Annotated in this window: 13 protein-coding genes; 6 read left to right on the top strand and 7 right to left on the bottom strand. The window is 64.9% G+C overall.

The genetic code is table 11. The features are described from left to right. Positions 1–319 precede the first annotated feature (319 nt). Positions 320–829: a hypothetical protein gene (locus AB0D85_RS41505; RefSeq protein WP_362332719.1), complete on the bottom strand. Its 510-nt coding sequence runs from the start codon at positions 827–829 to the stop codon at positions 320–322. 14 nt (positions 830–843) lie between these two features. Continuing rightward, on the bottom strand, positions 844–5457 hold the full coding sequence (locus tag AB0D85_RS41510) for a DUF6531 domain-containing protein (RefSeq protein ID WP_362332722.1): 4614 nt from the start codon (positions 5455–5457) through the stop codon (positions 844–846). 358 nt (positions 5458–5815) lie between these two features. Between AB0D85_RS41510 and AB0D85_RS41515 the strand changes: the two genes are divergently transcribed. From AB0D85_RS41515 to AB0D85_RS41540, 6 genes are read left to right on the top strand one after another with little or no spacing between them, the layout of a single operon-like run. Next, positions 5816–6469, top strand: coding sequence for a hypothetical protein (locus AB0D85_RS41515; protein WP_362332725.1), 654 nt, complete (start codon positions 5816–5818; stop codon positions 6467–6469). Next, entirely contained in the window at positions 6469–7500 is a 1032-nt protein-coding gene (locus tag AB0D85_RS41520) for a hypothetical protein (RefSeq protein ID WP_362332728.1), read from the top strand. Before AB0D85_RS41515 ends, AB0D85_RS41520 begins: the two co-directional genes overlap by 1 nt. Before the next feature lie 15 nt (positions 7501–7515). Beyond that, positions 7516–8148: a hypothetical protein gene (locus AB0D85_RS41525; RefSeq protein ID WP_362332731.1), complete on the top strand. Its 633-nt coding sequence runs from the start codon at positions 7516–7518 to the stop codon at positions 8146–8148. After that, positions 8145–8447, top strand: a complete 303-nt coding sequence (locus AB0D85_RS41530) for a hypothetical protein (RefSeq protein ID WP_362332734.1) — start codon at positions 8145–8147, stop codon at positions 8445–8447. Before AB0D85_RS41525 ends, AB0D85_RS41530 begins: the two co-directional genes overlap by 4 nt. After that, positions 8444–9835, top strand: a complete 1392-nt coding sequence (locus AB0D85_RS41535) for a WXG100 family type VII secretion target (RefSeq protein ID WP_362332737.1) — start codon at positions 8444–8446, stop codon at positions 9833–9835. Before AB0D85_RS41530 ends, AB0D85_RS41535 begins: the two co-directional genes overlap by 4 nt. Beyond that, complete coding sequence (locus AB0D85_RS41540) at positions 9832–10428, top strand: hypothetical protein (RefSeq protein ID WP_362332740.1); 597 nt, start codon at positions 9832–9834, stop codon at positions 10426–10428. Before AB0D85_RS41535 ends, AB0D85_RS41540 begins: the two co-directional genes overlap by 4 nt. Here the strand turns inward: AB0D85_RS41540 and AB0D85_RS41545 are convergent. The 5 genes from AB0D85_RS41545 to AB0D85_RS41565 form a co-directional block, all read right to left on the bottom strand. Beyond that, positions 10411–10857, bottom strand: a complete 447-nt coding sequence (locus AB0D85_RS41545; RefSeq protein ID WP_362332743.1) for a hypothetical protein — start codon at positions 10855–10857, stop codon at positions 10411–10413. The two genes, AB0D85_RS41540 and AB0D85_RS41545, sit on opposite strands and share 18 nt — an antisense overlap. Before the next feature lie 152 nt (positions 10858–11009). Beyond that, complete coding sequence (locus AB0D85_RS41550; protein ID WP_362332747.1) at positions 11010–11153, bottom strand: hypothetical protein; 144 nt, start codon at positions 11151–11153, stop codon at positions 11010–11012. A gap of 75 nt (positions 11154–11228) precedes the next feature. Continuing rightward, positions 11229–11978 (bottom strand): transposase family protein, encoded by a 750-nt coding sequence (locus AB0D85_RS41555; RefSeq protein ID WP_362332750.1) that lies wholly within the window; start codon positions 11976–11978, stop codon positions 11229–11231. A gap of 42 nt (positions 11979–12020) precedes the next feature. Beyond that, the gene (locus tag AB0D85_RS41560; RefSeq protein WP_362332753.1) at positions 12021–12521 is read right to left on the bottom strand and encodes a hypothetical protein; all 501 of its coding nucleotides are present in this window, start codon (positions 12519–12521) and stop codon (positions 12021–12023) included. A 113-nt stretch (positions 12522–12634) separates the two neighbouring features. Beyond that, positions 12635–13177: a barstar family protein gene (locus AB0D85_RS41565; RefSeq protein ID WP_362332756.1), complete on the bottom strand. Its 543-nt coding sequence runs from the start codon at positions 13175–13177 to the stop codon at positions 12635–12637. Between the last annotated feature and the right edge of the window lie 13 nt (positions 13178–13190).

The raw sequence follows: 13190 nt of genomic DNA on the forward strand, positions 1-13190 counted from the left end.
CAGGCCAAGAGGCCACCGACGTCGGACCCGAGCGGCACCCACGACCGATTTTCGCGCTGTCACCACGGCGCGGGCAACGCGTCACATCAACTTGGGAGCACAGTGCTTCGGATTGCCCGCCGCACGGACGTCCACGGAAGTCATCACACCACCCCGAGGATCGCCCCCGGCGTGTTCGGCAGACCAAGACCATGAAGAGCAGCTACGTCACGTACGGCGTCCAGGTTGAGAAGAGCGCGACAGGGGTCTGGGAGTTCATGAAGATCGCGTCGAGTCGCGGTGCCGCCAAGTGCCAGCCGTGACGGCGGCACTGCTCAGCTCAGCCATACGGGTTCTCATCGAATTCCGGATTGCTGCTTGGGAAGTCGTCAGGGAAGAACGGCACCCGTAGCGATCCCGTGAGGAGTCCGAGCAATGTGGTCGTCGCCCCGGCGGGAGAGACCACGGCGTCGAGCTGCCCGGCTTGGATGATCACTGTCGGCCAGCTGTCCGGTTCCCCGACGGCGATCCACGCCAAGACGTCGCCGTTGTCGGTCACACCCCACTGGACCAGGTCCTCCGGGGCGGCACGGTGTTCGCTGAGAACGCGCCTGAGCGTCGTCAACGGCTTGTCACGGAAAGTCGACCGCATCTGCTCGGTTTGCCGAACGATGTCGAGGTTGCTGTTGGGCGCGCTATCCGCAAAAATCCACAGGAATTCATCGAAGCATCCTGTACCGTAGGTGTGGACCAGCTCCCGATAGTCAGAGGGGTAGGACCCCGGATTTCGGGGAGGGGGGCACAGAATGATCAGGCTGTGCAAGTCCTCCAGAGAGTCACTGTAACCCATGACTGACTCACCTTTTATAGATTGGGAATCCTTCTGCTGAACGACCATCCGAAGTCGTCGGCAGCTTCAATAAGGATATGGCTGGGAACGTTTCCCCCGTTTGCGTATTCGGGGGTGACGCTCATGATGACTGTGTTCTGGGATGCTCGAACGTGATCGGCGATAAGATCTTCGGCGTCGGAAATTGGTCCGTTGTTCTGGCTGGTCCCCTGAGTGACGATGTTCCTCATGTCCCTTCCGTCGCCTCCGAATTGCTGGCCGATCAGATGCCCTCGCGAATGACCGGCCGCACCGCCCTGAAAACCATGAGGAGCGTAACGGGCACCGCGACCGGGCGGACTTCCGATGAGACCGTTGGCAGCGTCGTCCAGTGTCTGGGGGGTGACCTCGGCGTAGGCACGCCCACGTTGCCCATTGGCCGCGATCTCACTGTAGTAGGGACTCAGCCCGAGAAGATCGACTCCGGTGTGCGGGTTGGAGACGTATGTGACCGGGTTGGGCGCCGGGGAAAGTCCCAGCGGGTCGGGAGTGAGATAGCGAGCAGTCTCGGGGTCGTAGTGCCGGAAGTAGTTGTAATGAAGCTCGGTTTCGGGGTCGTAGTACTGGCCTGGGAAACGGAGGGGGGTGTAGGCGGTAGAACCCTCGTTCCAGGCGGTGACGCCCCAAAGAGTGCTACGGCTGCGCCAGGTGACGCTCCCGTCCTCGTCGACGAGTTCCGTCGGCGTGCCGACGAGATCGGTGACGATCGAGAAGAACCTTGAATCGATTTCCGCCTGTGACGTTCCTGGTGTGACGATCCGTTCCGTCTGGGTGATCGGACGGATTCCGGAGTGATCCCACGTCGTCACCACCAGATGGGGCGTGGACGATGACCGCGTCACCTGTTCGCACAGGGTGACGCCGTCCCAGACGAAGTCAACCTGTTCCAGGACGGTCAGGCCGTCTGCGTCCATCCGCTGCTTGGCCGTCCGTCGACCCAGGGGGTCATAGGAATAGCGCCAAGAGGTTCCGTCCGGTGTCCTGACGGATGTCAGACGGTTTTCCGCGTTCCATGCGTAATGCCATGTCTCGGGCTTGCGGGAAAGGCGCTTCCGCTGGCGAAGTACGACCCGGCCCATGAGGTCGTACTCGTATCGGGTGTCGCCGGCACGGAGCACTCGCGTCCCGGCATAGTCGCGGGGTCCGATAGCCTGTTCACCAGCCTGGCGGACGGGCCAGGACGCGTCGGTCAGGTTGCCTGCCTCGTCGTAGGCGTACTGCTCGGACCAGTCGGTGGCACGGACCGCCGTCACGCGGCCCGTCACGTCCAGTTCGAACCGGCGGCTCCCCGCACCGAAATCGTCGATGCCGGCCAGGTTGCCGTCTGCGGCATAGGCATAGTCGCGGCGAATTCGTCGATCACCGAGGTGGGTCACCTCCTGAGCGGTGAGACGACCGAGACCGTCGTATGCCTGCCCGAGTACGAGGTCCTCGCCTGTGCGACGACTGGTTTCCAGCCCGGACCAGTCGTGCTGGAAGCTGACCGTGCGACCCGACGTTTCGAGCTGCGACCGGTTGCCCATCCCGTCGTAGGCCCATGCGCTGATGGCCCCGGACGGGGTAGTACGGCGAGATACCCGCCCCAGCCGGTCGTACTCGTAGGCCAGCACGTGGCCGTTGAGCGTTTCTCGTGTGACCCGCCCGCTGGCGTCACGCAGTAGCTCGAGTCGCGTGTCGGAGGACATGGCCGCGACCATCTGCCGGTTCAAGTCGTAGTCGAACCGGGTGACCTGGTTGTCGCTGCACTTCTCGATGAGATTGCCGACGGCGTCGTAGGCGAAACGGGTGGTCTGCCCGAGCGCGTCGGTGCGTGAGGTGAGTCGCCCCGCGGGGTTGTGGGTGTAGGTAAGGGTCCGTCCGTCGAAATCCGTCTCCGAGACGAGGCGTCCGGCCGCATCGTGTTCGTAGGTCCACGTCAGGCCCTGTGGATTGACGACGTGGACGAGGCGCAGATTGCCGTCATGAGCAAACTCGTAGCGGGATCCGTCCGGCCCCGTTCTTGCCGAGGGCAGATCGAAGTGCGTGTACTCGAAGCGGGTGACAGCACCTGTGGGGGTGGTGTGGCTGAGACAGTTGCCTTCCGCGTCGTAGGACCAGGACTCGGTTGCACCGTCCGACGTGATACGTCGGGACAAGCGGCCTTCGACGATCCACTCCAGGCGGGTCGTCTCCCCTGTCGGGTCCGTGTAGGTGACTATCCGACCGAAGGCGTCCCGCTCCCATGTCGTGGTCGCCCCGAGCGGGTCGGTGGTGGATACAGGCAGCCCGGCTGCGTCGTAGCACACCGTCCTGGCATTGCCGAGCCCGTCGACGACTTCGGTGACGCACCCCGCCGCGTCATGTGTGAACCGAGTCATGAGCCCTGCGGGATCCGTCAGAGCCGTGCAGTTGCCCTTCTCGTCGTACGCCCTCTGCCAAGTACTGCCGTCCGGCCGACCGATGACCGTGAGCATGTTCTCGGCGCCGTACTCGAAGCGGAAGACAGCAGCATCCGGCCGGATCACTTGAGTGGGGTGGCCTGAAGGGTCACGGACGAGCGTTGTCGTGTGACCGAGTTCGTCCGTGCGTGTTACGACGTGATGGTGGGCGTCGTAGGTGGTGCGGGTGGTGTTGCCAAGGGGGTCGATTTCGGCGATGACCTGGCTGTTGGTGTTGATGACGAAGCGGGTGGTGGCGCCTTCGGCGGTAGTGAGGGTGGTGATGCGGCACTCGGGCCAGGCGGGGTTGGTGCCGTCGTAGTCGAGGGTGATGGTGATGTGACCGGCTTCGCCGCCCTCGGCGATGCAGCGGTCGCGGTCGTCGTAGGCGTAGCTGTAACGGCTGTTGTTGGTGTCTGTCCAGGAGGTGACGCGCAACCGGTCGTCGTAGGTGAAGCGCAGAGGCAGGCCGGAGGAGTTGATCGTCTCGGTCAGATTGCCGTCGGTGTAGCCGTAGCGCTTGATGACGACGTCCGTGCCGTCCTCGCCGGCACCGGCCAGGGCGAGGGCGCTGACGCGGCCCTCGTCGGTGGTGATGCGCAGGTGGTAGCCGCCGGAGTGGCGGATGGCGAGCGGGGTGCCGTCCTCGTCGTGGTCGAAGGTGAGGGCGTGCTGGTTACGGTCGGTGATACGGGTGAGGAGGGCAGTGCCGTCGGGGGCGGGGCGGGTGAAGTGGTGGGTGTGGCCGGTTAGGGGGTCTTCGATGCGGTAGCCGCCGTCGTCCTGGCGGGTCAGGGGGCGGCGGGGGCCGGCCTCGGGCAGCACCGGGGTGTGGGGTGCGGCGGGGTGGGGGTAGGCGAGGAGCAGGCCGTCCTCGGTGACGTAGACGACGCCGGCGTCGTCGATTTCCAGGCGTTGGTCGAGAGTGGAGGCCCAGGTGGGGCCGAACCACCAGCCGCAGCGGTAGTCGGAGGCGACGCGGCGGGTGAAGGCGAGGGGCAGCAGGCCGGGCAGTTCGATGTCGGTCTGCGGGAGGTACATGGCGCCGGTGGCCATGTCCACGGGGTCGCTCCCCTTCGAACGGACCACGCTCTTGAGCCGGTTGAAGGCGCCTTCGCCGCCTTCGGCGAGCATGCCGCGCGCGTTCTTGCCCAGCCCGCGCAGGGCCAGGCTCATGGCCTTCATCCCGCCGCGGAGGTTCTTCATCTCCTTGAGGCCCTTGGCGAGTTTGCCGAGGCTGGTGATGCCCTTGCCGCCGGGTATGCAGTCCATGGCGGCGAAGGCCACGTCCCACAGGGATGCTTGGCCTTTCGAATATTTGTAGAGGGTGTCCGCGAGCACGACGAGCGCGGCGACGAGCACGATGGCGCCGAGGATCGGCCCGCCGATGATCATCGCGATGATCCCGACGACGGCGACGACGACCTTGCAGACGGTGACGATGGTGTCCCAGTTGTCCTCGAACCAGTGGCCCACGTCCTGCCACCAGTGCCGGTTCGGGATCCCCGCGTCCGACGCCTCGTCGATCTTCCGCTTCGCCTCACCCGCAGCCTCGTCACGCATCTTCCGCGCGTCCTCGGCCATCTTCTTCGCCGCGTCCAGGGCGCTCTGCGCGGTGGTGACGTCCGACTGGGCCTGGGTGTGGGCGGACTTGGCGCTCTGCACGTCCCGGGTCGCCGCCCGGACCTTCCCCTCATCGGGCTTGTCAGCGCTGGACTTACTGCCGGTGGGGTCGTCCTTGTACTTGTCCGCTTCCTTCGTCGCCCGCGTCATCCACGAATCGGCCGAGGACAGACGGGACTTGGCGGAGGAGAGATCGGACTGCGCGTCCTTCGCCTTCGCCAGGGCCTTGTCGGCCAGGGCCTGCGCACGCTCCAGCTTCGGCCAGTAGTCCGCGAGCGCGTCACCGCACAGCTCGTACGACTTCTTCAGCTTCTTCAGGTTCTTCGGAACGTCCTTGAACTGCTCCTTGAACACCTCCGCCGACTTGCCCGCCCACTGCAGGAGCGTGTCCTCACCCGCCATCCCCTTCACCAGACGCAACGCGTTCGAGACGTCGTCCGCGAAGGTGTGCAACTGCTGCGCGAGAGAACGGACGCGCTGCGGATCACCCGGCGTCGGGTCCCTGTCGAGGTCGAGTGGATGCCAGTCCGCCGGTCGATACCCCGCCATGTCCCCGCAACCCCCGTCGCGTACGCCCCGTCAATAACCATGAACTCACGCGAAGTTACCGGGCACGGCCGTTCGAAGTGAAGGACCTCATGTGAAGATGCGGATCATCTCACCTCAGGCGACCTGACCGGCCCCATGACCCTTTGCGAGGGCTAACCTCGGTACCACGGACAGCTCCCTCAATGTCACAGGAAGGCACCAATGCCCGTTGAGAGGCCGCTGGTTACCCTCCGATTGCCCCGATTGTGCATCCTTTGCGTAGGCGGGGTGCGACCATTCGCTCTGGTGCCCTTGAGGCTCTCCCGGCTACCGTATCCGCTGCTTTCTTCGACATCTCCCGCCCCACCAGGAGCCCACCGTGACCCGCCGCCCTCGCCTGCTCACGACAGCCACCGCCGGAGTGACGGCGGCACTTCTGCTCGCCGGTTGTGGCGGAGGAGGCGACTCCAAGTCGAACGACAAGATCGCGGGCGCGGACACGGGGGCGTCGGCTTCGCCGAGTGTCTCCGCTTCGGCGTCTGAGGCTGCGGGGCGTCCGAAGCTCGACATGCCGTCCGACCTGTCGTACGCCTTCGACTGGCCGCAGACCGGCAATGCTGACAAGGACGTGGTGCTGGCCGACAGCGAGCAGTCCGTCAAAGCGGTGGACCTTGCGATCGTTCATCAGAACGCACTCGACAAGGCGTACATCTACTACTACGAGGGTGAAGCCGCCGCCGGTACACAGAAGTTCATCCAGAACTATGTGGACCACAAGGCAAGCATTACAGGCGCCTACCGCTTCTACTCTCCCGACGTCTCGGTCTCCAAGGACGGTACGGCCTCCCTCAGCTATTGCGAGGACCAGGGCAAGGCATTCGTCAAGTATCTCAAAACCAATGAGATCAGGAAGACCAAGGTCACCGCGAAAAGCTACGTCAGTTATCACACTTCTTTGAAGCAGAACACCAAGGGGGTCTGGGTGATCGAGAAGATCATTTCTCAGGTTGGGAGTGCAGAGTGCCAGCCTTGATGGGGAAGTCGTACCGCTTTCCGCTGCTGGTGGCTTTCGGGACTTGCCTTTCTCTGCTGTCTGTTGCCGGTGTGGCTTACGCCGATGACACCCTCGATGGCAATGCCCAGAACTCTGAGCCGGGCCCGACGGGTAATAGCAGTCCGAACGGCACGATCTCAGCGAGTGCTTCAGGTGTTGCGTTCGACCTCTCCAAGAACGGCTCAGGCACCTCCGTGGGCCCCGTCACCTCCACCACGTCCTGGACTCCGCCGCCTTGTTGGTACGCGCCGAAGTACACCCCCGCCCAGCTCCAGGCGTACTTGGAGCCGATCTGGGAGGCGGACTCGACGGGGTACGAGTGGGATGCCACTCAGCGCGACCGCTACGTCAACGGGCACCCCTACAAGGGCTTCAACAAGGACAAGGCCGACAAGGGCTACTGGTGGGACTCGTACGTCGACGAGAGCTTCCCGCCCGGCTGGAACAAGTGCGACAAGCCCATCTTCTGGGTGGACAAGGGTGACGCCCCGCCCGCCGACATCGAGAACGCTGTGACGCCGGAGATCCTTGCGGAACTCGCTTACAAGGAGATCCGCGTCCCCAGCACGAAGGTGGCCCTGGCTCCGGCGGACAAGACGAAGGTCAACCTTCCCACCTGGGCCTGGCTGGACGGTGCCGAGTTCAAGCCGGTCTCCGTCACCGCCTCCGTCCCCGTGCTGGGCATCACCGCCACGACCACCGCCGAGCCGGTCTCACTCAAGATCGAGCCCGGTACCTCGGATGCGGTGACGTACCCCGCCTCGGGCGTCTGTGAGATCAGCAACGGCAGTATCGGCGAGGCCTACTCCAAGGGGAAGGCCGACGAGACGCCACCCTGTGGGGTGAAATACCTGCGCTCCTCGGGCACGGGCTCGTACCAGCTCAAGGCCACGATCACCTGGAAGATCCACTGGACGGGCACGGGAACACCGCGCAAAAACCTGCCTGACGGCACCTTCGGGGCCACCCAGGATGTCACCGTGCAGGAGATCCAGTCCGTCAACCGATGAGAGATATTGGGCGTCGTGCCTGAGCGAACGAACACACGCCGAGAACAGACTGTTCGTCAGACGCCCGGCTTCGGGATCATCACGCCCGAGGACTGGTACCGCATTCCGCTGCAGCCGCCGGATCGGCGTGAGTCCTCGATCAGTGCCCTGATCCGGCGGCAGTTCGTCGGGGTGGACGATCAGCCCGTGCTGCGCCGGAAAGCGGAGGAGCAGCTCCAGGGTGCGGCCGAGGCGGGGGCCGAGCGGGGCGGTCTGGTGCTGTATCTGTCGTTCTTGGAAGCGGCGGGCATTCCGCTCTCGGCGTCGCTGCTGGTGTCACACCTCCACGAGAAGTTCGACAGCCTTGACGCAGTGGCAGCCCTGAGCGGCTCCGGCGCGGTCGAACCGGTGACGCTGCCCGCCGCAGGGCGGGCGGCCCGATTGCTGCGTCGTGAGCGGACCAAGGAGTCACGCCGGCTGGGCTCAGAATTCGAGGACACGATCGTGGAGTACTTCGTCCCGGTCCCGGAGCGCGACGAAGCGTTGATGTTGACCTTCAGCACACCGTTGGAGCCGATCGCGGACGCCATGGTGGAGTTGTTCGACGCGGTGGCTGCGACCTTGCGGTGGCGGCACCACCGCGAGGAGACAACGGGGGCGCAGGAGTGAGCAAGAAACTCAAGGTCTCGACCGACGACCTGCATACGGCCGGGGCGGGCTTGCGGTCGGTGGCGACGGAGTTCGAAGGACTCGACAAACTCATGGACTCCTACGACCGCCGCACGGTCGGGCACAAGCTCTTGTACGAGCGGCTGCAGGACTTCTCCGACGGCTGGGACGACAACCGCAAGAAGATGGTCGAGGAGATCCAGGGACTCGGGCAGCTGGCCCACGAAGCAGGCAAGGCCTACACGGAGTTGGACACGGCGTTGTACAACGCGCTTGTAGGCAAGGGGCAGAAGAAGTGAGCCGCCCGGCGGACCACAGATGGGAAGTGCTGGGCGAGAGCGGCGATCCCGTACCGGGCGACGTCCATGAGATGGAAGCACTCTCACGCAGGTTCGAGGCCACGGCGAAGACCATCTCCGACACGGTCGCCGCGCTGCACCGCCTAGGCAACCTGGAGAGCTGGGAGTCGGACGCGGGACGCGCCTTTGCCGACAAGGCGAATGACACCGCACAAACGGTGAGCAAGGCGCAGGATCGCTACGCCGACGCCGGAGCGGCACTCAAGGAGTACTACACCGATCTGGAGACCATTCAGGGAGATGCGGACAGCCTCCTCACCCAGGCGGAACAACAGCACGACGATCTGTCTGCGGCCCGCTCCAAGGCCGAGAACCAACCCAAGGGCACGGATCAAGACGGGCAGGGCAAGCCGGACAAGAAGGTCACCGACCTCCAGGACGGACTCGACGGGCTTCGGGACAAGCTGGCAGCGGTGAAGACCCGCCATGAGAACGTGGGCAATAAGGCGGCCAAGCGTATTCACGACACCACGCATGGTGATGGGCTCGATGACTCTTGGCTGGACGACCTACGGGACTCCTTGACCTGGGTCGCCAATGCTGCCGGTGCCATCGCCGCGGTCTGTGGGGTGGTGTCCCTGCTCGTCGGCTGGATCCCCGTTATCGGGCAGGCGATCGCCGGCGTCCTGGGGACCGTCGCGCTGTTGATGACCGTGGTCTCGCTCGTTTGTCACCTGCTGCTCGCCATCAACGGGGACGGCTCCTGGAGCGACGTCGCCATGGACGTCCTCGGGCTCGCGACCTTCGGCGTCGGGCGCGTCTTCTCGGCGGGGTCCAAGTTGGCGGCCACGGTCGGGCGCAGCCGTGTATGGACCGCTGCCACCCAGTACATCCGTGCCTGGAACCCGACCCTCGGTACGGCGGCCAGGCGAGCCCTGGTGGTCGAGATGGTCGGCCAACGCGCGGGTGCGTTCCCTGGCGCCGCGCTCCCCGAAGTGTCGTTCGCCGCTGCGTTCAAGGGCCTGAAAGGCTCCTTAGCAGACGACTTGGGCACCGTCCGAAGCAACTGGCGGGACCTGTTCAAGGTCGGCGACAACCTGGCCGCGGCTCGTAGCGCGTACAACACGGCAGGAGTACGTGGCCTGGCCAGCATGTACGTGGGACCTGGCATGGTTGACGAACTCGGACGAATGAGGCACGTGTCCTCCGCGGATCTCAACTTCATCGGCACGCCCGATGCCTTCAAGAAGGCCCTGTCCTACAACGCCTGGGCGCTCGGAGCCACGGGCATCGGAGCGACGTCCGACACCAACAGCTTCATCGGGCTGTGGGACGAGGACCCGGACATCGATGTGACCGGCCCTGATGCCGCGCTGACCGGAAAGTGAGCTTCGTGGAGACGGCTGGGAACTGGTGCGAATGCCGGGTCGCATTGACCACTTCCGAGAACTGGCTGGTCCTAGACCTGGTCAGCGAGGAACCGGAAGCCTGGGCCCAGGAAGTCGCGGAACAGCACCTCGCCGGCGACTCTTCGGCGGAATCGCGTCGCGCTTTCGCCGAAGACCTTCTGTGGTACTGGGGCGCCGCTGTACGGCAACGGGCGGTATGCGCGGCTCTGCTGGCCCCGCCGAACGGCGCGATCCTGGCCAGCTACACAGTAAGGGAGCTGAAGGCACCTCCGGAGACCCTGAGCATGGAGGTGCTCAGGGCCGAGGCGGCTCATGCAGAGGGCCCTTTTTTCGGAAAGCCTGCGCTCACCGAGGTAGAACTCCCTTTGGGCTCGGCACTTCGAGTCCACCGTTTCGAGCCCACCGTGCCTGATACCGACACCAGCACCATCCTGGAAGGTGTGGCTCATTACGTGCTGCCCCGGGACTACCTCACCCTCCTGGAATGCCGGCTCTTGTGGACGACTCTGGGACTGGGCGAGGAACTGGGACGCATCGCCGACGAATTGGCGAATTCAGTCCGTCTGGTGTGAGCCCGATGGGCGACGCGACCCGAAGCGGTTTCCTGCGACCCCTGCCAAGCCCAGCTTTTCCCATGGGACCATGGCCAGCGGCATCCAACTGAAACCGATGGCGAAGACAGCCACGAGGGTGGCGACCCCCTTGGGAAGGATCCATCCCACCTGGGACACGACGATCGACACGACCAGGAGGTAAACGCCGAAGACCAGGAGAGCGAGCACCTTCAGCACGGCCGAGCCTGGGCTGACTCGCGACTCCTGCTCATTGCCCCGCACCATGCCGAACAAGATCACCGGAAGCATCAGGCCGATGACACCGCCCGCAGCGATACCACCTACAACCAACGCGGTGTGTCCGTGCTCAGGTACCACAGTCGAAATCGGCGAGATGTCCGCCAACTTGTTCGTGAATGCAACACCTACGAATGCCCCGAGGGTCATCGTGGCCAGGACGACAATTATCCCTGCCCCGAAGATGATGTTTCCCAGGAGAGAGCGCTGAGGGCGCTGTGCCGTGGAGCCCTCGGTCCTCGAAGCATCGGGCATGAGCTCTCCCATTCCTGGAGTGGGGTCCGGTAGAGGATAGCGAGCGGTCACTCGTCGAACCACGCCACCAGCCGTACGTTCTCCTCGCCGTGCACGCCCGCCAGCGTCTCCATCACCGTCCAGACCGGGGTCCAGGGGCCGTCCTCGGGGACCGCGTCCCGGCGGCGGGAGCGTTCGGTTCGGTAGAGCATGGTGTCCGTGGTCCATTCCGTGCCTTCCGGGTACCGGTTGGCGAGGTCCGTCGGTGATGTCGTCAGTGAGCTTCTTCAGCGTTGCCGCTCCAGCGTGAGGATGGCCTTGGCGATTGACGTCATTCGATTCGGGCTGCACCGGGACCTGCGGAAGATGCGCCAGGACTTCAGGCGGGCGACGCCGCGCTCGACCGGCGCTCGTGCAGAGGCCAGTGCCCGGTTGAGGGTCTTTTCGGTGAGGGTGAGTTCCTGCAGGGGCTTGCGTTTGATGCCAGTGGTCAGCCACGGGCCGCCGCCCTGGTAGGCGAGATCGGCCAGGATGGGAACGCCCTGGCGCTCGCAGATGCGGATGATCCGGTGGGTGCGGGCCGCGGTCAGGTCGTGGGTGCGGCCCGGCAGAGCGGGTGAGAGCCACAGCAGCCGGCCGCCGGGGTCGGTGACGACCTGCACGTTCACGCCGTGGCGCCGGTGTTTGTGGGAATAGTCGGCCCGGCCGTCGCCGACCCGGTCGCACTCGGCGAGGGTTCCGTCCAGCAGAACGAAGTCCGCCTCACTCTCGCGCAGGACCTTCAGCAGACCCGGTGCCCGTTCGGCGAGCAGGTCGATGACCTGGCTGGTGTAGGCGTGGGCGGTGGACTCGCTGATCCCGAACCCGGTGGCGATCTTTGCCAGGGTGGTGTGTTCGCGCAGGTACACCAGTGCCACCATCGCGCGTTGGGACGGGCGGAGCTTGCAGCGGCGGTCGCCCTCACGAGTGACGATCAGCATGGTGAGCCACTCCACGAGCGCATGTGGCAGGTCGAGTGCGGCAGGATGGATGACCAACGAGGCCCCCGAGCAACGTGATTGAGACGTCAGACACCTCGATCAACAGCCCGGGGGCCTCGCTCGTTGCGTTTCACCGGCCATCACCTGATCGGTGGCCAACTCGAAGAAGCTCAGTGTGTTGATTCCGCTTGCTCTGGCGAAGGACCGGCTCCAGTCGTGGGAGTGGATGAGATGGAGCGCGCCATCCGGCGCGCGGTGGTAGCGGGAGATGTGGGTGACGCGGGGGAGCGCAGGTTCCGTCCAGTCGATCGCCCTCGCCTCCGACCAGGTCAGCCAGGTCTCCGCGAAGGCCGTGCCCGCCCAGGTTGCGTGTTCCGCGCGGACCTTGAGGGACGTGTCAGACGGTAGGCCGCGGTTCGCTGCCACCGGGCGCCACATGGCCTGGAAGTCGCGCACTCCGAAGAGGCAGGCGAAGGCGTCGTAGTCCCTTGGCATGCCGAGCGAGAACAGGCTGATCGCCGGGTGCCATGCCGTCTCGTCGTAGTCCAGGCCCTCCCGCCAGGTGCGGCACTCCACCCAGCCGTGGATGTCTGTTCCCATGAGCCCAATTGTGCCAAGGAGTGGTCAGTATTCGCTCCAGCGGGCTTCCTCCTGCAGGCAGTCTTCCGAAGCGCAGTTGCACACTCCTCCACGCATGGTGGCATAACCATGCTTCAGTGCCATGCCTCAGGATTGAGCGCGGCCCCGACGAAACCGTCCCCCTTGGTGACCGTCAGGTCAGACTGCTCGACGTGGAGTGCGATCATCTCGCGGTCGAACTCACGGAACTCAAGGACGAAATGTTGGGTGACGGCGGGCCGGTCCAGGGGGTCGCCGTCGAGGTCCACGGTCGAATTCGCGCGGTCGGCCCCTTGGCACAGGACCGATACGAACAACGGGAAATGTTTTGTCTCCAGCAGTCGGTCCGCGTCGTGGATGACGCCGACGATCCCCACTCCACCCGTGACTGCACCGCACAGGCCGTCCAGGCAGTCCACCACGGCATCCCAGTTCCGTCCGAAATAGCCGGGGAATTGGAGGACTTCTGCGAAGGAGCGGTAGACACCCTGCTCGGTCACCAGATCGCGCGCGTCGAAATGGTGGACCTGCCCGCCCTTCGTTTCCAGATCTGACAGCAGCCGTTGAACCTCGGCCGCGCCTTCTGGGACGAAGAAGACCCAGGGCTCGGAAGTGCCGGTGAGGTCGAAACTGGTCATTCCTGGAACCTCG

The organism is Streptomyces sp. NPDC048277, from assembly GCF_040652235.1.
Lineage (GTDB): Bacteria > Actinomycetota > Actinomycetes > Streptomycetales > Streptomycetaceae > Streptomyces.